Annotated in this window: 15 protein-coding genes; 12 read left to right on the forward strand and 3 right to left on the reverse strand. The window is 71.5% G+C overall.

The genetic code is table 11. From position 1 onward, the window contains the following. Positions 1-176: 176 nt before the first annotated feature. Positions 177-3,023: a glycoside hydrolase family 3 C-terminal domain-containing protein gene (locus AB0M03_RS20855; RefSeq protein ID WP_363493047.1), complete on the reverse strand. Its 2,847-nt coding sequence runs from the start codon at positions 3,021-3,023 to the stop codon at positions 177-179. Positions 3,024-3,313: 290 nt separating this feature from the next. On the opposite strand from AB0M03_RS20855, the gene AB0M03_RS20860 reads away from it, so the two are divergent. The 11 genes from AB0M03_RS20860 (at position 3,314) to AB0M03_RS20910 (ending at position 21,336) form a co-directional block, all read left to right on the forward strand. Then, positions 3,314-4,930: a Tat pathway signal sequence domain protein gene (locus AB0M03_RS20860; RefSeq protein WP_363493048.1), complete on the forward strand. Its 1,617-nt coding sequence runs from the start codon at positions 3,314-3,316 to the stop codon at positions 4,928-4,930. Beyond that, complete coding sequence (locus AB0M03_RS20865) at positions 4,927-5,874, forward strand: ABC transporter permease subunit (protein WP_363493049.1); 948 nt, start codon at positions 4,927-4,929, stop codon at positions 5,872-5,874. The genes AB0M03_RS20860 and AB0M03_RS20865 overlap by 4 nt, the downstream gene beginning before the upstream one ends. After that, the gene (locus AB0M03_RS20870) at positions 5,871-6,845 is read left to right on the forward strand and encodes a carbohydrate ABC transporter permease (RefSeq protein WP_363493050.1); all 975 of its coding nucleotides are present in this window, start codon (positions 5,871-5,873) and stop codon (positions 6,843-6,845) included. Before AB0M03_RS20865 ends, AB0M03_RS20870 begins: the two co-directional genes overlap by 4 nt. 33 nt (positions 6,846-6,878) lie before the next feature. After that, positions 6,879-7,907 carry a LacI family DNA-binding transcriptional regulator gene (locus AB0M03_RS20875; RefSeq protein WP_363493051.1) on the forward strand — a complete coding sequence of 343 codons (1,029 nt, stop codon included), beginning with the start codon at positions 6,879-6,881 and terminating at the stop codon, positions 7,905-7,907. A gap of 27 nt (positions 7,908-7,934) precedes the next feature. After that, positions 7,935-9,920: a beta-galactosidase gene (locus tag AB0M03_RS20880; RefSeq protein WP_363493052.1), complete on the forward strand. Its 1,986-nt coding sequence runs from the start codon at positions 7,935-7,937 to the stop codon at positions 9,918-9,920. Positions 9,921-9,958: 38 nt separating this feature from the next. Then, positions 9,959-12,100 carry a glycoside hydrolase family 36 protein gene (locus AB0M03_RS20885; protein ID WP_363493053.1) on the forward strand — a complete coding sequence of 714 codons (2,142 nt, stop codon included), beginning with the start codon at positions 9,959-9,961 and terminating at the stop codon, positions 12,098-12,100. Positions 12,101-12,262: 162 nt separating this feature from the next. Continuing rightward, complete coding sequence (locus AB0M03_RS20890; RefSeq protein ID WP_363493054.1) at positions 12,263-14,026, forward strand: cellulose binding domain-containing protein; 1,764 nt, start codon at positions 12,263-12,265, stop codon at positions 14,024-14,026. Between the two features lie 60 nt (positions 14,027-14,086). Further along, positions 14,087-15,583: a glycoside hydrolase family 43 protein gene (locus AB0M03_RS20895; RefSeq protein ID WP_363493055.1), complete on the forward strand. Its 1,497-nt coding sequence runs from the start codon at positions 14,087-14,089 to the stop codon at positions 15,581-15,583. 50 nt (positions 15,584-15,633) lie between these two features. After that, positions 15,634-17,379 carry a cellulase family glycosylhydrolase gene (locus AB0M03_RS20900; protein WP_363493056.1) on the forward strand — a complete coding sequence of 582 codons (1,746 nt, stop codon included), beginning with the start codon at positions 15,634-15,636 and terminating at the stop codon, positions 17,377-17,379. A 32-nt stretch (positions 17,380-17,411) separates the two neighbouring features. Next, positions 17,412-19,151 (forward strand): cellulase family glycosylhydrolase, encoded by a 1,740-nt coding sequence (locus AB0M03_RS20905; RefSeq protein WP_363493057.1) that lies wholly within the window; start codon positions 17,412-17,414, stop codon positions 19,149-19,151. 67 nt (positions 19,152-19,218) lie between these two features. Then, complete coding sequence (locus tag AB0M03_RS20910; protein WP_363493058.1) at positions 19,219-21,336, forward strand: beta-galactosidase; 2,118 nt, start codon at positions 19,219-19,221, stop codon at positions 21,334-21,336. Here AB0M03_RS20910 and AB0M03_RS20915 read toward each other — a convergent pair. Both AB0M03_RS20915 and AB0M03_RS20920 read right to left on the reverse strand, forming a co-directional pair. After that, complete coding sequence (locus AB0M03_RS20915) at positions 21,328-21,576, reverse strand: hypothetical protein (protein WP_363493059.1); 249 nt, start codon at positions 21,574-21,576, stop codon at positions 21,328-21,330. The two genes, AB0M03_RS20910 and AB0M03_RS20915, sit on opposite strands and share 9 nt — an antisense overlap. A 112-nt stretch (positions 21,577-21,688) precedes the next feature. Next, positions 21,689-22,735 carry a LacI family DNA-binding transcriptional regulator gene (locus tag AB0M03_RS20920; protein WP_363493060.1) on the reverse strand — a complete coding sequence of 349 codons (1,047 nt, stop codon included), beginning with the start codon at positions 22,733-22,735 and terminating at the stop codon, positions 21,689-21,691. Positions 22,736-23,067: 332 nt separating this feature from the next. Between AB0M03_RS20920 and AB0M03_RS20925 the strand changes: the two genes are divergently transcribed. Beyond that, positions 23,068-24,324, forward strand: coding sequence for an extracellular solute-binding protein (locus AB0M03_RS20925; protein WP_363493061.1), 1,257 nt, complete (start codon positions 23,068-23,070; stop codon positions 24,322-24,324). Positions 24,325-24,332: the final 8 nt, after the last annotated feature.

Below are 24,332 nucleotides of genomic sequence, written 5' to 3' on the forward strand. Positions count from 1 at the left end.
CGATGACGAGCTGGTGTGGTGGGAGATGAGCAGCGACATGGGGCCGCCTCCGGGCGGCGGGGTGGACGGACTGGAACGGCTGCGGCACCGGGCGCGCCTCGCGGCTTCGGACACCGGTCCGGGTACGGGTGGCGGCCCGCCCATCCGATGGGCGGGCCGCCGTGGCGCGACGGTCCTCAGTCGGCCGTACGGGCCGCCCCGAAGCGGAAGGCGGCCAGGCGCACCCCGCCGTGCAGGGTCAGCCGCAGGTCGTGGACGCCGACCAGCGGGGCCGACAGGTCGGTGCCGACCGTGGTCCAGCCGTAGCGGTCGCCGGTGACCGGGACGTCGATCTTCGCAAGCAGCTGGCCGCCGGCCCGGAACTCCAGCCGTGCCTCGCCGGTGCCGACGGACTCCCGGGCGGTCTCCGCCTCGACCCGGACGGCACCCGAGAGGTCGACGCCGCGGAAGAGCAGCACGGCCGGCCGGGTCGGGTCGGCCGGGGTGACGGCGTCGCCGTCGGTGCGGGTGACGTCGACCAGGGTGCTGTCCGCGTGGTCGTCGAAGTCGACCGCCAGGATGCGGCGTTCGACCATGGAACGGGGTTGCGGCGCCGGTCCGGTGACGGTGAGCGGCGCGGTGAGCACCTCGTGCTCGGCCGAGCGGGCGACGACGATCTCGTACCCGCCGGGGTCGACGGTGAAGGCGCCGGTGGCCACGTCCCAGTGCGCGAACCGGTCTGCCGGCAGGTGGAAGGCCAGCTCGCGGCTCTCGCCCGGCTCCAGGCGGACCTTGGCGAAGTCGGCGAGGCGCAGCCGGGGCGCCTGGTAGCGGGCGTCCAGGGCGCGGACGTAGAGCTGGACCACCTCGCTGCCGGTCCGACGGCCGGTATTGGCCAGCGTCACGGTGGCCTCGAGGGCGCCGTCCTGCTCGATCGAGGCCTCCGACAGGCGCAGGTCCCGGTGGGCGAACTCGCTGTAGGACAAGCCGTGGCCGAACGGGTAGAGCGGTGCGGCCCGGTGGTACTGGTAGGTCCAGCCGGCCTTGATGATGTCGTAGTCCAGCGGCGCCGGCAGGGTGTCGTCGCCCCGGTACCAGGTCTGCGGGAGACGCCCCGCGGGCTCGGCGTCGCCGAGCAGTACGGCGGCCAGCGCGTGGCCGGTCTCCTGGCCGCCGTGGGAGGTCCACAGCACGGCGGGCAGGTGGGCGTCGGCCCAGTCGACGGCGTACGGGTAGCTGCTCATCACCACCAGCGCGGTCTGCGGCCGGACGGCGGCGACGGCGCGCAGCAGTGCCTCCTGCCCGGCGGGCAGGGCGGTGTCGACGCGGTCCTCGGTCTCGCGGCCGTTGATCAGCGGGTGGTTGCCGAGCACCACGACGGCGACGTCGGCGTCCTCGGCCGCGGCCCGTGCCTCGGCGGTGCCGTCGCGCAGCAGGTCGCGCTGGAAGCGCTCGGCGTCCTCGGCGCTGTCGGCGGTGACGGTGACCCGGCCGTCGGCCGGGTCGACGGCGGCGTAGCGGCCGGTGAAGACGGAACGCACCAGCACGGTGCCGTCCTCGGCCGGTTCCAGGTGGAAGGTCTCCTGGACGAACCAGCTCTTGATCACCTGTGTGTCGGCGACCAGGGTGGCGTCGTCCTTGAGGCAGAGGTAGTGGCCGGTCCCGGCGTCGCGCAGGGTCAGCCTGGAGCGTCCCCAGTCGGTCACGTCGAACGCGGCGCCGCCGAGCAGTTCGCCGGTGGTGCGCGAGCGCAGCGTGATCCGGTCGCTGCCCTCCACCCGGACGACCTCGCCGCCGTGCGCGCCGAGTGCGGCGGTGAGGCCGTCGGCGACGGTGACCCGGTAGGGCAGGGTGCCGCTGTACCAGTCCTCGCACAGCGTGTCGGAGAGCGGGCCGATCACGGCGATCCGCGGGGTGCGGGCGAGGCCCAGCGGGAGCAGGCCGTCGTTCTTGAGCAGCACGGTCGTCTCCGCGGCGGCGTGCCGGGCGAGCTCGCGGTGCTCCGCGCAGTTGACCACTTCCGGACCGATTCCCGCGTACGGGTCCAGCTCCGGGTCGAACTCGCCGAGGCGGAAGCGCACTTCGAGCTGGCGGCGGACCGCGCCGTCGATGTCGTCCTGCGAGATCAGGCCGCGCTCCAGGGCTTCGCGCAGCCGGCCGACGACCGTCTCGCTGTCCTCGCCGTGGTCGGTGAAGCTGTCGATGCCGGCCTTGAGCGCGGCCGCGTGGCCCTCGGCGTGGTCGTCGAAGTAGTGCTCGGGGTCGACCAGGTTGGACGGGGCCTCGGCGTCGCTGACCACGAACAGCTCGTGCCCGGTACCCCGCGCCCAGCGGCGCAGCTCGTCCGCGATCAGCGGACTGACGTGGCAGGGACGGCCGTTGACCAGGTTGTAGGCGGCCATCGCACCGGTCGCGGCGCCGGAGGCGACCACCGGGCGGAAGGCCGCCAGGTCGTACTCCTGCAGTACCCGCGGGCGCAGGCCGGACGAGGTCAAGCAGCGGTCGTCCTCGTTGTTGTAGGCGAGGAAGTGCTTGAGCACCGGCGCCGAGCGCAGGTACGCCGGGTGGTCGCCGGCCAGGCCGCGGCAGTACGCCTCGCCGAGCCGGGCGGTGTGCACCGGGTCCTCGGAGTAGCCCTCCTCGTTGCGCCCCCAGCGGGGGTCGCGCAGCAGGTTGAGCACGGGGGCCCAGGCCTGGAGGCTGTTGGGGCCGCGGTCGGCGGCGACGGCCGGCGGGCGGTGGTGGTGGAAGGCGCGCAGCTCGACGGAGACCGCCTCGGCGACCCGGCGCAGCAGCGCTTCGTCCCAGCTGGCGCCGAGACCGACGGCCTGCGGGAAGACGGTCGCCTCACCGAGCCAGGAGACGCCGTGCAGCGCCTCGCTGCCGGTGCGGAACGCGGCGATGCCCAGGCGTGGTACGGCCGGCGCGTACTGGTGCAGCATCGCGGTCCGCTCCTCGGGCGTGAGCCGCCCCAGCAGGTCGTCGATGCGCTTGCGCAGGGGGAGCGCGGGATCACGGAACGGGAGCAGCTGAGCTGCGGACATGGCGGGAGCAGTCAACGGGGGACCCTTCGGACAGGCAGGGCGCGATGGCCGTTCGTCGAAGCGCTTCGACGCTGACACGCATCAAGCCCGCTGTCAACTGCCCTGCAAACAAGGGATTTTGCATTTGTTCAGGCACTTGCCCAATCGGAAACGCGTCGTTAGTCTCGCCGCAACATTCAAGCGCTTCGACGCTTTGACACCTCGACGGAGAGGGATCACGCGCCATGAGATCTGACTTGGACCGAAGGAGCTTCCTGAGCGCCGCTGTCACGGTCGCGGGAGCCGCAGCGATGGCACCGCTGCTCACCGCCTGCGGCGGCGGCGCCGCAAAGAAGGCCGGGGCGAACACCAAGGAGGGCCTGAAGGCGGCGCTGCCGGCCCACGTGCCGAACGCCAACGCGGTCAAGCCGGACATCGCCTCCGTGCAGGGCGGACCGGACGCCGCGACCGACCCGGCCTACCTCTCCTACCCCGTCTCCCCGCCCGCCAGCGTCTCCGGCGTCCCGGGCAAGGGCGGCAGCTACACGGCGGTCACCCCGCTGTGGGGCACCAACCCGCCGGCCGGCAACTCCTTCTTCCAGGCGATGAACAAAGCGCTCGGGGTCGAGCTGACCGTCAAGCCCGCGGACGGGAACACCTACGACACCATCGTCCCGACGATGACCGCCGCCAAGAAGCTGCCGGACTGGATCAACCTGCCGGCCTGGTGGAACGCCAAGTTCAACACCGGCGCACTGGTCGGCAGCCAGCTCGCGGACCTGACCCCGTACCTGTCCGGCGACAACATCAAGAAGTACCCGAACCTGGCTGCCCTCCCCACCGGTGCCTGGCAGAACGGGGTCTGGGGCGACAAGCTCTACGGGATCCCCTGCTTCTCCACCAGCTTCGGCATCCCCGGCGCCACCTTCTACCGCCGGGACATCCTCGAAGCCCGGGGCATCACGGCCGACCAGGTGAAGTCCGCCGACGACCTGATGAACCTCGGCAAGGAGCTGACCGACGCCAAGCGCGGCGTGTGGGCCTTCGACGACGTGTGGACCTACCTCCAGTTCAGCTGGGGCGTCCCCATGAACTGGAAGGTCGACAACGGCAAGCTGGTCCACCCGTTCGAGACCCAGGAGTTCCTGGAGGCCCTCGACTGGCACCACCGCCTGGCCACCGCCGGCTACATGCACCCGGACGCGCTCGCCGGTGACAACGCCAACGGTTCCACCCGCTTCTACAGCGGCAAGGCGCTCATCGGGGGCGGCGGACTGGGCGCCTGGAACCTGGCCGACCACCAGTCCGGCACCGCCGCGGACCCGAACTACCGGCGCGGCGCCCTCAACGCCATCACCGCCGGCGGGAAGGGCACGCCGGTGATCTACATGGGTGCCTCCGCCAGCATGATCAGCTACCTCAACGCCGACCTGAAGCCCGCGCAGATCGAGGAACTCCTCGCCGTCGCGAACTACCTGGCCGCCCCCTACGGCACCGCCGAGTACACCCTGGTCAACTTCGGTGTCGAAGGCGTCCACCACACCCGGGTCAACGGCGTGCCGACCTTCACCGACGAGGGCAAGAAGGACGTCCAGGCGACGGCCTTCCCGTTCCTGGCCGCTTCCGCCTCCGTGATCAGCAACCCGGGCGGCGACCAGGTCACCAAGGACTACGCGGCCTGGTCGGCCGCCAACGTCAAGTACCTCACCAAGCCGCCCTTCTGGGGCATGAACTTCACCATGCCCCAGGCGATCGCCTCGGCCTCGGCAGCGCAGAGCGTCAACGACACCATCAAGGACTGCTACCACGGCAAGAAGAAGGTCTCCGAGGTGCAGGACGCCATCTCCGGCTGGCGGTCCGGTCCCGGCGATCGGCTCAAGCAGTGGATGACCGACAACGTCCTCGACAAGTACGGCACCGGCCAGTGAGCACCGCGACACCGCAGCGACCGGCCGGCACCGCGCGGCTCAACTGGCGGATCAGACTGCGGCGCGACAGGTCGCTCCTGCTGATGACGGTGCCCGCGGTCGCCCTGCTCCTGGTGTTCAACTACGTCCCGCTGTTCGGCATCGTCACCGCCTTCCAGGAGTACGACCCGCTGGTCGGGGTCTGGCACAGCGACTGGGTCGGCTTCGACCAGTTCCGGCAGCTGTTCGGCGACCCGGCGTTCTGGGCCTCGATGAGGAACACGCTGTACCTGAGCTTCGTGCAGCTGATCCTCTTCTTCCCGGTCCCGATCGCCCTCGCCCTGCTGCTCGACTCGGTGGTGAGCGAACGGATCCGCAACCTCTTCCAGTCCGTGGTCTACCTGCCGCACTTCTTCTCGTGGGTGCTGGCGGTCACCATCTTCCAGCAGATGCTGGGCGGCGCGGGCGTGCTCAACCAGTTCCTGCGCCAGCACGACATCGGCACCTGGGACATCATGACCAACCCGCACACCTTCGCGCTGCTGGTCACCTCCCAGGCGATCTGGAAGGAGGCCGGCTGGGGGATCATCGTCTTCCTCGCGGCACTGAGCGCGATCAACAGCGAGTTGTACGAGGCCGCGGCGGCGGACGGCGCGGGGCGGCTGCGGCGGATGTGGCACATCACGCTGCCGGGGCTGCGCGGAGTGATCGTCCTGATGCTGGTCCTGCGCCTCGGCAACGCGCTGTCCGTCGGCTTCGAGCAGTTCCTGATCCAGCGCGACGCGGTCGGCCACGAGGCGGCGGACGTCCTGGACACCTTCTCCTTCTACTACGGCATCGCCACCGGCGGCTACAGCTACGGTGCGGCGGCCGGGCTCTTCAAGAGCGTGGTCTCGCTGCTGCTCATCTGGGGCGCCAACAAGCTGGCACACGCCTTCGGCGAGGACGGGCTGTACCGAAAATGACCAACACACTCACCATGGGTTCCCGGCGCGAGCGGCGCGGCCGGGAAGCAGGTACCACCCGGCGCAGGGCCCGCCCCGCCCGCCCGCCCTGGGAGGAGCCGCCCACCGCCGTCGGCCGGACCGCCAAGGGGCTGACGCTCGGGACGACGCTCGCCGTCATCATGGTCCCCCTCTGGATCATCGTGCTGACCAGCTTCTCCACGCCCGGTGCCGTCAACCGGGCCGGCGGTCTGGTGATCTGGCCGGACGGCCTGAGCATCGAGACGTACCGTCAGATGCTCAGCGACCCGACGGTCGTCACCGCACTGATGGTGAGCCTGGGCATCACCGTGGTCGGAACGGCGGTGTCCATGGCCGTCTCGGTCCTGTGCGCCTACGGCCTGTCCCGGTCGCGCTCCCTCGGGCACCGCTTCATCCTGATGCTGCTGATCGTCACGATGTTCGTCGGCGGCGGCCTGATCCCGAGCTTCCTGGTGGTCACCGGACTGGGCGGCTACGGCCAGTGGTGGGCGCTGATCCTGCCGGGCGCGGTCTCCGTCTTCAACATCCTGGTGCTGCGCGCCTTCTACCAGGACACCTCCTCCGAACTGATCGACGCCGCCCGGATGGACGGCGCCGGCGACTGGCGGATCCTGTGGTCCGTCGTCCTGCCCACCTCGCGCGCCGTCACCGCGGTCACCGCGCTGTTCTACGCCGTGGGTTACTGGAACTCGTTCTTCAACGTGATGCTCTACATGCCGACGGACAGCCAGAAGTGGCCGTTGCAGTACGTGCTGCTCACGTACGTCAACCGGGGCAACGGCCTGCCCGGTTCGGTCAACTCCGGCTTCGGCAGCGCCCACGCCCAGACCGCCCCGCTGTCACTCCAGATGGCGGTCGTGGTCCTCACCCTGGTGCCGCTGGTGATCGTGTACCCGTTCGTGCAGAAGCACCTGCGCACCGGCGTCCTGACCGGCGCGATCAAGGGCTGAGCCGCCACCGGAACCCCTACGAAGGAAACAGCGATGGTGACACTCGCCGATGTGGCCAGACACGCCGGCGTCTCGTCGAGCACGGTCAGCTACGCCCTCAGCGGCAAGCGGCCGATCGCGGACCGGACCAGGACCCGCATCGAGCAGGCCGTCACGGAACTCGGCTACCACCCCAACGCGGGTGCCCGGGCGCTGGCAGGCAGGCGCTCGCACGTCATCGCCCTGGTGGTGCCGCTCCACCCCGAGGTGCACGTGCCCACCATGATGGAGATCGCCATCGCGGTCACCGTGGCCGCCCGCGAACACGGCTACGACGTCCTGTTGCTCACCAACAACGAGGGGCCCGAAGGCGTCCGCCGGGTCGCCGCCACCGGACTCGCCGACGGCGTCATCCTCATGGACGTCCGACTGGACGACGACCGCGTCCCGGTCCTGCGCGCCGAGCAGATCCCGGCCGCCCTCATCGGTCTGCCCGACGATCCCACCGGCCTCTCCTGCGCCGACCACGACTTCGCCACCGCGGGCGCCCTGTGCGCCGACCACCTGGCCGACCTCGGCCACCGCGACATCGCCTTCATCGGCTACAGCAGCGGCGTCTACCGGCGGCACGCCGGCTACGCCGAACGCACCCTGAACGGCTTCCGTGCCCGCGCCGAGCGGCGCGACCTGCGCTTCCTCCACCGACCGTGCGAAGGCAGCTACGAGAGCACCGCGGGCACCCTGGCACGCATCCTCGCGGACCGCCCGGAGACCACCGGGTTCGTGGTGCAGAACGAGGCCGCCATCGGCCCACTGCTCACCCTGCTGCGCGCCAGCGGGCGGACCGTGCCGGAGGACGCCTCCGTCATCGCCGTCTGCCCCGACCCGATGGCCGAGCAGCACTCCCCCCGGCTCACCTCGGTGACCGGCCCGCAGAAGGACCTCGGACAGGTCGCCGTCGAGCAGGTCATGGCGAGGATCGCCGCGACCGCAGCGGGTGACCGGCCGGAGGACCGACTCCTCCTGATGCCACCGGAACTGGTGGTCCGCGAAAGCACCGCCGCGGCCCCGCGCCGTACGTGACACCGCTCCCGGAAGGACGGTTCCCAGATGGACATCCGACGGCTCACCGACCGACTCGGCGGCCTCGCCTTCGGCGGGGACTACAACCCCGAGCAGTGGGACGAGCAGGTCTGGAAGCAGGACGACGAACTGATGCGCCGGGCGCGGGTCAACCTCACCACCGTGGGCGTCTTCTCCTGGGCCCTGCTGGAGCCCGAGGAGGGACGGTACGACTTCGACTGGCTCGACGCCCACCTCGACCGCCTGCACGCCAACGGCGTCGCCGTCGACCTCGCCACCCCGACCGCTTCACCGCCGCCCTGGTTCACCCTCGCCCACCCCGACGCCCTGCCGGTCCGCCCGGACGGCACCCGCCTGACCCACGGCAGCCGGGACACCTACTGCCTCACCGCCCCCGCCTACCGCCGGGCCGCCCGCCGCATCGCCGGCGCCCTCGCCGAACGCTACGGGGACCACCCGACGCTCGCCCTGTGGCACGTTCACAACGAGTACGTGACGCTCTGCCTGTGCGACCACACCGCCGCCGCCTTCCGGGTCTGGCTGCGTGCCCGGCACGGATCCCTCGACGTCCTCAACGAGGCCTGGGGCACGGCCTTCTGGAGCCAGCGCTACACGTCCTGGGAACAGATCCTGCCGCCCCGCGACAGCCAGTGGCACCGCAACCCCGGCCAGGCACTGGACTTCAGCCGCTTCTGGTCCGACGAGACCCTCGCCGCCTACCGCGAGCAGCGCGACGCGATCCGCGTCCACAGCGACCTGCCGGTGACGACCAACCTCATGGTGCCCGGCTACCAGAACCTGGACCTGTGGGCCTTCGGCCGCGAGGTCGACCTGGTCGCCATCGACCACTACCCCGGCGCACCCGGCCTCGACGCCGCCGCCCATGCCGCCTTCGACGCCGACCGGGCCCGCTCGATCGCCGCCGGAGCTCCCTGGCTGCTGATGGAGCAGGGCACCAGCACCGTCTACGCCGGCGGCCGCGTCCTCGCCAAGGAGCCGGGGGAGATCCTGCGCCACTCGCTCGCCCACATCGCCCGCGGCTCGGAGGGCGCCCTGTTCTTCCAGTGGCGCCAGTCCCGGGCCGGCGCCGAGCAGTGGCACTCGGCGATGGTCCCGCACGCCGGTCCGGACAGCCGGATCTTCCGCGAGGTCACGGCGGCCGGAGAGGCCGTCGCCCGGCTCGGCGAACTCGCCGGCTCCACCGTCCGGGCAGAGGTGGCGGTCCTGCACGACTCGGACGCCTGGTGGGCCATGCGCGTGGACGGGCTCCCGTCGTCCGAGCTGGACTACTTCGCCGCACTGCGCGGCGCCCACCGGGCGCTGTGGGACGCCGGTGTCACCACCGACTTCGCGCATCCCGAGCAGGACCTGAGCCGCTACCGGCTGGTCCTCGCCCCCGCCCTGTTCCTGCTCACCGACGCGGGCGCCGAGAACCTGCGACACTACGTCGCCGCCGGTGGCACCCTGCTGGTGCAGCACTTCAGCGGCATGGTCGACGAGCGCCTGCACGCCCGGCTCGGCGGCTACCCGGCCGCCCCGCTGCGCGAGGCGCTCGGCATACGGGTCGAGGAGTACCGCCCGCTGCGCCAGGACGAGCGGATCACGCTCTCCGACGGCTCGACGGCCGGCTCCTGGAGCGAGTCCCTGCGCACCGAAGGTGCCGAAACGCTCGCCGCCTACACCCACGGCATGCTGGCCGGCAGCCCGGCTCTCACCCGTCACGACTTCGGCCGCGGCCGCGGCTGGTACCTGTCCACCCGCCTCGACGACACCGGCTACGCCGCCCTGGTCGGCCACCTGCTCTCCGAGGCGAAGGTCTCCCCCGAGCTGTCCGGTCTGCCGCCGGGCGTCGAAGCCGTGACCCGCCGTGCCGCCGACGGCCGTAGCTGGCACCTGCTGCTCAACCACCGCGACGAGGCCGTCGCGCTGCCCCGGCCGGGACACGACCTGCTCACGGACGGGCCGCTGCGCGAACTGCCGCCCGGCGGCTGCGCCGTCCTTCGCGCGCACTGACCCCGCACCCGACGTCTCCCCGATCGAGGAAGGCCGCCATGACCGACCCGCACGAGACGATCCGCTGGGGTCACGACGCCCTGGAGATGGAGATCGCCCTGGACGGGCAGGGCCCGCCTCGCCTGGTCCGGATCGGCGCACCCGGCGAGAAGAGCACCGCACCGCGCCCCGCCGCCCCGCTGCCGCTGGTGGAGGTGACGACCGCCGGCTTCGGCCGCCACTGGTCGGGCCGCCACCTCGTCAACACCGTCCTCGGCTCGCGGCTGCGCCACCGCTCGCACCGCGCGGCCAGGGACGGCGACTGGCACGTGCTCACCGTCGACCTCCACGAACCCGAGACCGGCCTGACCGCCCAGGCGGTCTACCGGTCCCCGGACGGCCTGCCGGTACTGCGCAGCGAAGTCCTGCTGCGCAACGAGGGGAATCGGACTCTCCACCTGGAGTCGGTCGGGTCACTCGTCGCGGGCTGCCTCACCGGGGGCGACCCGGCGGCCCTGGACGGCGCGGAGCTGCTGTGGGCGGAGAACGAGTGGTTCGCCGAATGCCGCTGGCAGCGCCGGCCGCTGCGGCTCTCCTCGCCCGAGCGGGGCGGCCGCTTCCCCACCACCGCCGGCCGCACCACCCGGGTCGTGGCCGGTCAGGGCGTCTGGTCCAGCTGCGGCCGGTTGCCGATGGGCGGCCTGACGGAGCGCGGGTCCGGCCGGACCTGGATGTGGCAGATCGAGCACAACGGCGGCGGCTGGCGCTGGGAGTGCGGCGTGCGCGACGACACCGCGTACGCGGCACTGTACGGCCCCAACGACGCCGACCACGGCTGGCGCCACCCGCTGGAGCCCGGCGACGGGTTCCGCACCGTGCCGGTGGCCCTGGCGCTGGCCGAGGAGGGCGGCCCCGACGGCGCCTTCGCCGCTCTCACCCGCTACCGCCGCGCCACCCGCCGGCCGCACCCCGACCACCACCGGCTGCCGGTGATCTTCAACGACTACATGAACTGCCTGATGGGCGACCCCACCACGGACAAGCTGCTGCCGCTGGTCGACGCCGCCGCCGAGGCCGGCGCGGAGTACTTCGTCATCGACGCCGGCTGGTACGACGACGGCGGCAACTGGTGGAGCTCCGTCGGGGCCTGGGAGCCGTCGGCCTCCCGGTTCCCCGGCCCGAACGGGATCCACGAGGTGCTGGACCGCATCCGGGAGCGGGGCATGGTCCCCGGCCTGTGGCTGGAGCCCGAGGCGGTCGGGGTGAACAGCCCGGTGGCGGCCTCCCTGCCGGAGGAGGCGTTCTTCCGCCGCGACGGCCGGCGTGTGGAGGAGGGCGGTGGCCGCCACCACCTGGACCTGCGCCACCCGGCCGCCCGGGCCCACCTGGACGCCGTGGTGGACCGCCTGGTCGGCGAGTGGGGCGTCGGCTACCTCAAGCTCGACCACAACACCGACCCCGGTTCCGGCACCAGCGGCCACCCGGCCGAGGCCCCGGCGGCCGGCCTGCTCGGCCACAACCGGGCCCAGCTCGACTGGCTGGACGGCATCCTGGACCGGTATCCGGACCTGGTGCTGGAGAACTGCGCCTCCGGCGGGATGCGGATGGACCATGCCCTGCTCTCCCGGCTCCAACTGCAGTCCACCAGTGACCAGCAGGACCTTCGGCGCTACCCGCCCATCGCGGCGGCGGCCCCCACCGCCGTCACTCCCGAGCAGGGCGCCGTCTGGGCGTACCCACTGCCCGAGGACTCGCTCGACGAGGTGGCGTTCACCATGGCGAGCGCGCTCCTCGGCCGCATCCACCTCTCCGGCCGACTCACCGAACTCTCCCCGGAAGCCCGGGACCTGGTCCACGAGGCGGTGGCCGTCCACAAGTCGATCCGCGCCGATCTCCGCGAGGCGCTGCCCGCCTGGCCACTCGGCCTCCCGGCCTGGGAGGACCCGTGGATCGCCCTGGCGCTGCACACCCCGGACACCACCTACGTCACGGCCTGGCGGCGCCCCGGCGGGGAGGCGGCGACCGATCTCCACCTGCCCCACCTGGCCGGTGCGGACCTCCACGTCGAGGTGCTCTACCCGGCCTCCAGCCGGGCCGACGCCGGCTGGAAGCCGGACACCGGCGAACTCGAACTGACCCTCCCGACCGCCCCCTCCGCCGTCCTACTCCGCCTCACGAGGGTCTCTCCCGAAGGGAGTTGACGATGCGCTTGGCGAGCGCGCGAGCCCCACCGCGCCGATCCGCACCCGAACACGCCTCTCGTCCGGGCCCGACCCCACGCAACCATGCCGGGCCCACCGTCCAGAACGCGGGAGTTCCACCCCACTCGGACTCCGCGCACCCCCACTCCCTGGAGGGACGCCATGAGAAGGCCAGTCCAGTCATGTCATGAACGAGTCATTGCCGTCGCGGCGGCCCTCGCGCTCGCCGCCACCGGCGCGGTCGCCGCCGTCGCGCCGCCCGCCGCCGCCGCGAACTCCGTGTCGGTGTCGGTCGACGCCGCCCTGCAGCTCGCCACCGTCCCCGCCACCGGCGTCGGCGTGAACATCCCGGTCTACGACGCCAACATGAACTCCGCCGCCACCCCCGGCCTGCTCAGCACGGCCGGCTTCACCACCGTCCGCTACCCCGGCGGCAGCCACTCCGACGCCTACCACTGGAAGACCGGCACCGCCGACGACGGTTCGTACGTCGCTCCGAACACCGGCTTCGACGCCTTCATGGGCACCGTGCGCGCCGCCGGAGCGCAGCCGATCATCACCGCCAACTACGGCTCGGGCACCGCCCAAGAGGCCGCCGACTGGGTGCGGTACGCCAACGTCACCAAGGGCTACGGCATCAAGTACTGGGAGATCGGCAATGAGGTCTACGGCAACGGCGAGTACGGCGCCAAGTGGGAGCACGACATCCACAGCAGCAAGAGCGCCACGACCTACGCGAACAATGTGCTCCAGTACGTCTCGGCGATGAAGGCGGCCGACCCCGGCATCAAGGTCGGCGCCGTGCTGACCACCCCCGGCTACTGGCCGGACGGCATCGTCGGCCCGGGCGACACCATGGACTGGAACCGCACCGTCCTGTCGATCGCCGGCTCGAAGATCGACTTCGCCATCGTGCACGCCTACCCCACCAGCACCAGCCCGGCCGACCTGCTCACCAAGCCCCAGGCCCAGAACCCGGCCATCGCCGGCGCCGTGCGCTCGCTGATCAACCAGTACGCCGGGACCAACGCCCCCAACGTCGGCATCGCGGTGACCGAGACGAACGCCCAGGCGTACCTGGACACCTCCCCGAACGGCCTGTTCGCGCCGGACAACTACCTCACCTGGATCGAGAACGGCGCGTTCAACGTCGACTGGTGGGACCTGCGCAACGGCACCGACTGCACCAAGGTCACCACCGTCGAGGGCGCCACCGACTACAACGACGGCGGCATGGTCTCCAGCGGCGCCGGCTGCGAGCCGTCCGTCAACACGCCCTTCCCCGCCTACTACGGCACCCAGATGATCTCCAAGCTGGGCGCGCCCGGGGACACGCTGGTCAAGGCCGCCAGCTCCTCCCCGCTGCTGTCCTCGCACGCCGTGCGGAAGGCCAACGGCGACGTGACCGTCATGCTGATCAACAAGGACCCCAACAACGCCGCCACGGTCAGCCTGTCGTACACCGGCTTCACCCCGTCCTCCGCCACCCCGACCGTCTACTCGTACCTGAAGAACGGTCACTCGATCGGCTCGGCCCAGTCCGGCAGCACCACCGTCCAGACCGTGCCGGCCTACGGGATCACCGTGGTGCAGATGCACCCGACCAGCGCGCCCTGCCGGGTCGTCTACAACAAGAACGAGTGGCCGGGCGGCATGGTCGGCACCGTCACCGTCGTCAACAACAGCCTCGGCCAGGTCAACGGCTGGAACCTCGGCTTCACCTTCCCCGGCGACAACACCATCACCAACTCCTGGAGCGCCTCGGTGTCGCAGAGCGGCACCGGCGTCACCGCCACGAACGTGTGGTACGACGCCGCCGTCCCGCAGGGCGGGAGCGTCCAGTGGGGCTTCAACGCCACCTGGTCCAGGAGCGACGCCAATCCCTCCGCCTTCTGGTTCAACGGCGCCTCCTGCGCCATCGGCTGACCCGACCCGCACAACCGTCGTCGTCGCCGACGGGTACTACTCCGAAAGGACTCTGACGCAATGTCAGAACAGAACGTCCCCAACCCGGTGATCCCCGGCTTCCACCCCGACCCCAGCGTCTGCCGCGTGGGCGACGACTACTACCTGGTGTGCTCCAGCTTCGAGTACTTCCCCGGCATCCCGGTCTTCCACAGCCGGGACCTGGTGAACTGGACGCAGATCGGCAACGCCCTCGACCGGCCGAGCCAGCTGCGCCTGCCGCGCGACATGCCGTCCTCCGGCGGCATCTACGCGCCGACCCTGCGCCACCACGACGGCCGCTTCTGGCTGATCGTCACCAACGTGGGCGACGGCGGCAACATGCTCTTCACCGCCACCGACCCGGCCGGCCCCTGGTCCGACCCCGTCCGGCTGCCCGGGGTCCCCGGGATCGACCCGGACCTCGCGTGGGACGAGGACGGCACCTGCTGGTGCACCGTCGCCGGCGTCTCCCAGGTCCGCCTCGACCCGGCGACCGGCGAGACCCTCGGCGAGCCGTACCGGATCTGGTCCGGCACCCCCGGCTCGATGGCCCCCGAGGCCCCGCACCTGTACCGGATCGGCGACTACTGGTACCTGATGATCGCCGAGGGCGGCACCGAACGCGGCCACGCCGTCTCCATCGCCCGCGGGCCCTCGCCCTCCGGCCCGTTCGAACCGTGCCCGGCCAACCCGGTCCTGACCCACCGCGGCACCACCAGTCCGATCCAGAACACCGGGCACGCCGACCTCGTCCAGGCGCCCGACGGCTCCTGGTGGATGGTGCTGCTCGCGGTCCGGCCGCGCGGCGGCACCCCCGCCTGGTACGTGCTCGGCCGGGAGACCTTCCTCGCGCCGGTCGAGTGGGTGGACGGCTGGCCGGTCGTCGGCGAGGTCACCACCGAACTGCCCATCCCTGCATGGCCGCTGCACCCCGCCCCCGCCGAACCGGTGCGGGACGACTTCGACCAGGCCGAGCTGCACCCCCGGTGGATCTCGGTGCGCGAGCGCCCGGAGGGCTCGTGCACCACGAAGGAACGGAGCGGCTGGCTCACCCTGCGCGCCTCCGGCGCCTCCCTGGACGAGAACGACGCGGTGTTCGTCGGCCGGCGCCAGCAGCACCTCGCCTGCCGGGCCCGCACCCTGATCGACCCCGCCGAGGGCCGCGGCGGCCTGGCCGTCCGCCTGGACGAGGAGCACCACTACGAGATCGAGGCGGGCCACGGCGAGGTGAAGGTCTTCGCCCGGATCGGCCCGCTGCGCACCGAGGTGGCCGCCCGGCGGGTGCCCGCCGGGGCGGTGGTGCTCGGCGTCGAGATCGCCCCGCGGCCGACGCGCGGCCCGCGCACCGGACCCGACGACGTCATCTTCGGCATCGAGGAACCCGACGGCACCTTCACCGTGCTCGCCGGCCTCGACGGCCGCTACCTGTCCACCGAGGTGGCCGGCGGCTTCACCGGCCGGGTCATCGGCATGTACGCCGCGGCCGGCACCGTCCACTTCGACCGGTTCGACTACGAGCCCCTTCCGCTCCCCTGAGCACCCGTCAGGGGCTCCCCGCACCCCCGCTCACACGAAAGGGACATCCCGTGAACGACGCACAGCAGACCGCCCGCCCGCGCAGCCGCCGGCTCCGCCGGACGGCCGCCCTCGTGGTGGCCCTGGCCACCACCGGCAGCCTCGCCTACGGCACCGCCGTCGCCGCACCGGCCGACCAGGCCCGGACCCGGGGCCGGGCGGTCTGGGTCCCGAGCGACCCGATGGCCGCCGTGGCCGCCATGCAGCCCAGCTGGAACCTCGGCAACACCTTCGACGCCATCCCCGACGAGACCTCCTGGGGCAACCCGCTCACCACCAAGGCGACCTTCGACGGCCTCCGGGCCCAGGGCTTCCGCAGCGTCCGGATACCCGTCACCTGGTACCCCCACCAGTCCACCACCGCGCCCTACACCATCGACGCGGCGTGGATGGCCCGGGTCAAGCAGGTGGTCGACTGGGCCCTGCAGGACGGCCTGTACGTCGAGATCAACGTCCACCACGACTCCTGGCAGTGGATCGCGAACATGTCCACCGACCACGACAACGTCGTGGCCCGGTTCAACGCGACCTGGCAGCAGATCGCCACCGCCTTCAAGGACGAGCCGCGCGCGCTGCTCATGGAGAGCATCAACGAGCCGCAGTTCAACAACGCGACCGACGCCCAGAAGACCCAGTACCTGCGGGAGCTCAACACCTCGTTCCACCGGATCGTCCGCAACTCCGGCGGGGCGAACAAGGACCGCCTGCTCGTCCTGCCCTCGGAGGAGACCAACAACGCCCAGCACTGGCTCGACGACCTGTCGACGACGATCAACTCGCTGCACGACCGCAACCTGGTGGCGACCGTGCACTACTACAGCTGGTACCCGTTCAGCGTGAACATCGCCAACGGCCCGAGCTACGACGCCACGGCGCAGAAGGACCTGACCGACGGCTTCCGCCGGGTGCACGACACCCTCGTCGCCAAGGGCGTCCCGGTCTACCTCGGCGAGTTCGGCCTGCTCACCTCCCCGTACTCCGGCGTCGTCGAGCGCGGCGAGATGCTGAAGTACTTCGAGCACGTCAGCTACGAGGCACGGGCCAACGGCATGACCACGGCGCTCTGGGACGCCGCCAACGACTTCCTGAACCGCAACACCATGCAGTGGATGGTCCCCGAGATGAAGGCCCTGATCCAGAGCTCCTGGCGGACCCGCTCGGGCACCGCCTCCACCGACAACGTCTTCCTGCCGAGCTCCGGCCCCATCGCCGCGCAGACCATCACCCTGAACCCCAACGGACAGTGGTTCACCGGGCTGTGGCAGGGCGACGTCCCGCTGATGCCGTTCCGCGACTACACCCTCAACGGCAACCAGCTCACCCTGACCGCCGGCACCCTCACCCGGCTGGCCGGCAACCGTGCCACCGGGGTCAACGCCACCCTCGAGGTCCGGTACTCCGACGGCGTGCCGTGGAAGCTCTTCGTGCGCTCGTACGACCGGCCGGTGCTGTCCGACGCCACCGGAACGGCCGACGGGCTCACCATCCCGACCCGGTTCAACGGTTCCCTGATGGCCAACGTGGAGTCCACCTACGCCGACGGCACCGCCGCCGGCCCGGCCTCCTGGACCACCTACCAGTCGTTCGACAACTACCGCGCCGACTACGGCGCCAACACCACCACCGTCAAGGCGGACTTCCTCAAGTCGCTCAAGGACGACGCCCCGGTGACGCTCACCTTCCGCTTCTGGACCGGCGCCACCGTCACCTACCACCTGACCAAGTCCGGCAACACCGTCACCGGCACCGTCGGCTGACCCCACCCGTCCGCACGGAAGGAACAACCCTCGTGAACAACGCGCAGCAGACCTTACGCCGGCACAACCGCCTCCAGCGGACGGCCGGGCTCGTGGTGGCGCTGGTCACCGCCGGTGCGCTGAGCGCCGTCCCCGCCTTCGCGGCGCCGGCCGCCCCGGGCGCCGCGCAGTCCACCGGCATGTTCGTCCCCAAGGACCCGATGGCCGCGGTCGCCGCGATGCAGCCCAGCTGGAACCTCGGCAACACGCTGGACGCCATCCCCGACGAGACCTCCTGGGGCAACCCGCTCACCACCAAGGCACTGTTCGACCGCATCAAAGCAGAGGGCTTCCGCAGCGTCCGGATCCCCGTCACCTGGTCCGGCCACCAGTCCGCCACCGCCCCGTACACCATCGACCCGGTGTGGATGGCGCGGGTCAGGCAGGTGGTCGACCTGGCCCTGGCGGACGGCCTCTACGTCGAGATCAACGTGCACCACGACTCGTGGCAGTGGATCAACAAGATGTCCACCGACCACGACAACGTGCTCGCCCGGTTCAACGCGACCTGGCAGCAGATCGCCACCGCCTTCAAGGACGAGCCGCGCAAGCTGCTCATGGAGAGCATCAACGAACCGCAGTTCGCCGACGCGACCGACGCGCAGAAGACCCAGTACCTGCGGGAGCTCAACACCTCGTTCCACAGCATCGTCCGGGGCAGCGGCGGGGTGAACAAGGACCGCCTGCTCGTGCTGCCCTCCGAGGAGACCAACAACGCCCAGCACTGGCTCGACGACCTGTCGACCACGATGAGCTCGCTGCACGACCGCAACCTGGTGGCGACCGTCCACTACTACAGCTTCTGGCCGTTCAGCGTGAACGTCGCCAACGGGACGACGTACGACGCCAAGGTCCAGGCCGACCTGACCGAGGGCTTCGCCCGGGTGCACGACACCTTCGTCGCCAAGGGCATCCCCGTCTACCTCGGCGAGTACGGCCTGCTCAGCGAGCCCAACTCCGGCATCGTCGAGCGCGGGGAGATGCTGAAGTACTACGAGCACGTCAACTACGTCGCCCGGGCCAACGGCATCACCACCGCACTCTGGGACGACGCCAACTACCTGAACCGCGCCACCATGCAGTGGCGGGACCCGGACCTGATGGCCCTGATCAAGTCGTCCTGGCGGACCCGCTCGGGCACCGCCTCCACCGACAACCTCTTCCTGCCGAAGTCCGGCCCCGTCACGGCGCAGACCGTCACCCTGAACCGCAACGGGCTCTGGTTCGCGGGGCTGTGGCAGGGCGACCGCCCGCTGATCCCGTTCCTCGACTACACCCTCGACGGAGACCGGCTCACGCTGACCGCAAGCGCCCTCACCCGGCTCGCCGGCGACCGCGCCCACGGGGTCAACGCGACCCTCCAGGTCCGGTACTCGGGCGGTGTGCCCTGGCAGCTCAACGTGCGCACCGCCGAGCAGCCGGTGCTGTCCGACGCCGCCGGAACCGCCGACGGGCTCACCATCCCGACCCGGTTCAACGGCGACCTGCTGGCCAACGTGGAGTCCACCTACGCCGACGGCACCGCCGCCGGCCCGTACGGCTGGACCACGTTCCAGGAGTTCAACAACTACGCCGCCGACTACGGCACCGACACCACCACCGTCAGGGCCAACTTCCTCGCGTCGCTGAAGGACGACGCCCCGGTGATGCTCACCTTCCGCTTCTGGAGCGGCGCGACCGTCACGTACCACGTGACCAAGTCCGGCACCACGGTGAGCGGCACCGCCTCCTGACCCGTACCCGTCTGCGCCCCGGCCGTCGCTCGCGGCGGCCGGGGCCTCACCCTGCCGAGGTTTGCGCATGTTCCCGCTGCCCCCGCGCGTCCTGTTCGGCGCCGCCTACTACCCCGAGTACCAGCCGTACGACCGGTTGGAGGAGGACCTCGACCTGATGGCGGCGGCGAGGTTCACCGTCATCCGGGTCGGCGAGTCGGTCTGGTCCACGTGGGAGCCAGAGAACGGCCGGTTCGAACTGGACTGGCTCGCCCCCGTCCTCGACGCCGCCCACGAGCGCGGCATCGCGGTCGTGCTCGGCACGCCCACCTACGCCGTGCCGCCGTGGCTGAGCCGGCTCTACCCGGAGATCGCCGTCGAGCAGGCCACCGGGCGGCGCACGGGCTGGGGCGCCCGCCAGGAGGCCGACTTCAGCCACCCCGCCTTCCGCTTCCACGCCGAGCGCGTCACCCGCGCCGTCCTCGGCCGGTACGCCGCGCATCCCGCCGTGATCGGCTTCCAGGTGGACAACGAGCCCGGCCTGCGGCTGCCGCACAACCACGGCGTCTTCCAGCGGTTCGTCGACCACCTGCGGCACACGTACGGCGACGTGGAGACCCTCAATCGCGAGTGGGGCCTGGTGTACTGGTCGCACCGGCTGTCCACCTGGGCCGACCTGTGGCGGCCCGACGGCAACCAGCAGCCGCAGTACGACGTCGCCTGGCGGGCCTTCCAGGCGCGCCAGACCACCGAGTTCGTCGCCTGGCAGGCCGCCATCACGCGCGAGTACGCCCGCCCCGAGCAGTTCGTCACCACCTGCCTCGCCTACGAGCACCCGGCGGTGGAGGACGACGAGGTGACCGACGCGCTGGACGTCACCGCGGCCAACCCGTACTACGCCATGCAGGACGGCCTCGCCCTGCCCGACCCCACGCCCGACGACCACGAGCAGCAGTGGATGACCACCGGCGTCTGGGCGCTCTACCGGAGCGCGGACCGGATCTTCTCCTCCCGGCAGGAGCCGTTCCTGGTCACCGAGACCGACGCCCAGGCGATCGGCGGCACCTCGGACAACCGGCCGGCCTTCGACGGCCAGTGGCGGCAGGCCGCCTGGGCACTGGTCGCCCGCGGCGCGCGGATGATCGAATACTGGCACTGGCACACCCTGCACTTCGGCACCGAGACCTCCTGGGGCGGCATCCTCCCGCACAGCGGCCGCCCGGGCCGGGTGTACGCCGAACTCGCCCGGCTCGGCGCCGAGTTCGAGACCGCGGGCGGGCTGGTCGCCGGGATCGAGCCGGACGCCGACATCGCCATGGTCTATTCCATGCCGAGCAAGTGGCTGATGCAGAAGTACCCGCCGCTGGCGCGCGCCGACGGCAGCGCGGACCCGACCTCGTACCACCGGATCTTCGACCCGTTCTACCGCGGCGCCTTCGAGGCCGGACGCCAGGTGCGGATCCTGCACGCCCGCCAGCTGCACGACGCCCGGGGCGAGCGCGAGGGCCTGGCGCCGGAGGAGGCGGCGCGGCGCCACCCGGTGCTGATCGCCCCGGGCCTCTACCTGGCCGAGGACTCGCTGCTCGACTGGCTCGCCGCGTACGCCCACGCCGGCGGGCACCTGGTGCTCGGCCCGCGCACCGGCTACGCCGACCAGGAGGCCCGAGCCCGCCACGAGCCGGCCCCCGGACGGCTGGTGGCGGCCGCCGGGGCCTGGTACGACGAGTTCAGCAACCTCTCCGCCGACCTGCCGGTCCGCGCCGTGGCCGGCGGCCCGCTGGCGCTGCCCCCCGCCGCCACCGCGACCCGCTGGGTGGAGGGCCTGACCGCCGTCGACGCCACCGCGCTGGTCGAGTACGACCACCCGCACTTCGGCCGCTGGCCCGCCGTCACCACCCGCCGCCACGGCGCCGGCCGGGTGACCTGCGTCGGCACCGTGCCCGGCCGCGAGCTCGCCCGCGAGCTGGCCGCCTGGCTGGCCCCGGTCGCCGTCGCCGGCTGGCACGGCCTGCCCGAGTCCGTCACCGCCACCACCGGCACCGCCGCCGACGGACGCCGGGTCCACGTGGTGCACAACTGGAGCCGGCACCCCGTCGAGGTGCGCGCACCGGCCGCCCTGACCGACGTCCTGGACGGCAGCGCGCTCGACGCGGGCGCCCCGGTCCGGTTGGGCGTCTGGGACGTACGGGTCCTCACCTCAGACTGACCTGGTCACGGCGGGAGCCGACGATCGCGCGGCGACCCGCTCGTCGTAGACGAACAGCGCCAGTCCCAGCGTGAGGAGGCCGACCAGGACCCACAGCGTGCGAGCACCCGCGGTCGCCGTCAGCAGGCCGCCTCCGGACGCGCCGGCGAGGAAGGCGGCGATGACGGCGGCGAACCGGCGCGCTCGGCGTGCCGCTTCGCGATCGCGGTCGACGACGGCCTGGTAGGCGCTCTGGGCCACGGTGCGGAGGTTCCCCGTCGTCATCGTGGTGTTGTACGCGGTCTCCACCAGAGCCTTCGCCGCCCTCCTGCGCGACCACGCCGCCGACAGCACCCTCTGAGCGGTGGCCGATCTAGGAAGGCGTGCGCCGCACGGTCTCGTCCGGTCGGGCGGATCGCACGGGGCCGGTGCTGCCGCGCAGGGACACCGGCGGGGCCAGCAGGATGTTGCGCAGGGGGGTCGCGGGGTCGACCATGCGTTCGAGCAGCAGGTCCATGGCCTGGGTGCCGATGTCATCGGCCGGAACATCTGCGGCGGTCAGCGGGGGGCGGAACTCCTCGGCCCAGGTGCGGCCGACGACGCCGGTGATGGAGAAGTCCCTGGGCACGGCGAGGCCGGCCTCCTCGAGGCCGCGCTGGATGCCGGGCAGCGCGGCTTCGTTGATGGTCGCGACCGCGGTGACGTCGGGGTGGTCTTGCAGGAGCCGGGTGACGCACTCCAGGCCGGCGGCGGCGTCGTCCCCGCACTCCAGGTCGACGCCCTGGATGCCTCGCTGGGCGAGAGCGGCGACGAACCCGTCACGGGCCCGGTGTCCGGGGCCGTAACCGGTTGCCATCAGTTCGACGGAGCGGTTGACCAGCGCGATCCGGGTGTGGCCCAGGTCCGCGAGGTGGTGGACGCACCGGTTGATCACGGTGGTGTAGTCGACGTCGATCCAACACATCTCGTGGGCGCGGGCTGTGTGCCCGATGCCGACGAACGGCAGCTTGGCGTTCTGCAGCCTGCGAACCCGGGAGTCCTCGAGGCGGATCTCCATCAGAATGACTCCGTCGACGCGCCCTCCGGAGAGGAGGCGCTCGAACGATCGGTCGTGGTCGCCCCCGGAGGGGGACAGCAGGACGTCCAGGTCGGCACGGGCCGCGGCTTCGACCACGCTGGCCACAAAACCCAGCTGCATGTGGGTCAGACGCCTGCTGGCGGGAGGGATCACCAGGCCGATGGTCCGGGTCCGGCCCTCCTTGAGGGCGCGGGCAGCGGCATTGGGCCGGTACCCGAGTTCGTCGATGACATCCTGGATGCGCTTTCGAGTGGCATCCGAGACCGGGCGCTTGCCGCTGAGCGTGTAGGAGACTGTGCTCCGCGAGACGCCCGCCCGTCTGGCGATCTCCCCGATGTTCATCGCTGTCCTCATGGAAATGGGTGGCCTTGATCCGCTGGTGGCGCGCACGTGTCGCGCCGGCCGTCGAACCGATTCGGTAGACGGTAGTGCGCTTCTCTGCGCACCGCAAGCGCACGACGCGCGGCCTCCTCCGCCAGGCAGTGAGGACTCGACCGCGGCAGCCCTGCGACGAAGTTCACCCGATCTATTGACGCCCCCAGATGCCAGTCCTATGTTCCTGTCGAACCGATTCGCGGAATCGATTCGACACCGGGCTGTAACGCAGGGATGGCGTCCTCCCCGCCCGGTCCCCACCTCTCAGCGCCTTCCGCAAGACCGAAGGGTTCGGTGCCATGAACAGATCCACCGGCCGGCGGCTCGCCGCCGCCTCGCTCGCCGCCGTCGTCCTCGCCTCCGCCGGCACCGCGTGCTCCTCCTCGACGGGGACGTCCGCCGCCGACGGGGGAAGCGCCTCCGCCGGCGGGACCTACACCGTCTGGGACCCGTACCCGCAGTTCGACGGCGCCTCGGCCTGGGCCAAGCTGCTGGACACCTGCGGCACCCAGGCCGGAGTGCAGATCAAGCGGACCGCCTTCGACACCAGCGACCTCACCAACAAGGCGCTCCTCGCGGCGCAGCAGGGCAACTCCCCGGACGTGCTGATCGTCGACAATCCGGTGGTCTCCACGCTCGCCCAGGCCGGTGTGCTGACGTCGACCAAGGAGAACAAGATCGACACCTCGGCGGTGTCGCCCAACCTGCTCGCGGCCGGTCAGAGCGGCGGCGAGACGTTCGGTACCCCGATCGGCGCGAACACGCTGGCGTTGTACTACAACAAGGCGGTCCTGACGTCCGCCGGCGTGGACGTCACCTCGATCAAGGACTGGGCGTCGCTGACCGCCGCCCTGACGAAGGTCAAGGCCGCCGGCAAGAAGGGCATCACCTTCTCCGCGATCGGCACCGAGGAGGGGAGCTTCCAGTTCCTCCCGTGGTTCTGGGGGTCGGGTGCGCAGCTCACGCACCTGGACTCCGCCCAGGCCGCTTCCGCACTGTCGCTGTGGACCGACTGGGTCAAGCAGGGCCTGGCTCCCAACTCGGTCATCAGCAACACGCAGACCACCAGCTGGCAGGAGTTCGCCACGGGCGAGTTCGCCTTCGCGGAGAACGGCACCTGGCAGCTGGCCAACGCGAAGAAGGCCGGCTTCGAGTACGGGGTCATCCCGGTCCCCGGCATGACCGGTGGCACCGCCCCGGCGCCGACCGGTGGCGAGTTCGTCACCGTCCCGGTCCAGAAGAAGACCGGCCGCTACGGCGTCTCGGACAAGCTGGTGTCCTGCCTGACCAGCGCGGACAACTCCCTCGCCACCGACACCACGCTGTCCTACGTCGCCCCCACTCCCGCGGTGCAGGACAAGCAGGCCGCCGCCGGCCCCGACCTGAAGCCGTGGATCGACGCGGTCAAGGCCGCCAAGGGCCGCACCAGCGACGACCTGGGCACCAAGTACCCGAAGATCTCCGAGCAGTTGTGGACCTCGGTGCAGGCCTCGCTGACCGGTTCCAAGTCGCCGCAGGCCGCCCTGTCCGCGGCGCAGTCGGCCGCCGCCCGCTAGCGCCACCA

It is taken from the genome of Kitasatospora sp. NPDC051914 (genome assembly GCF_040680995.1).
Lineage (GTDB): Bacteria > Actinomycetota > Actinomycetes > Streptomycetales > Streptomycetaceae > Kitasatospora.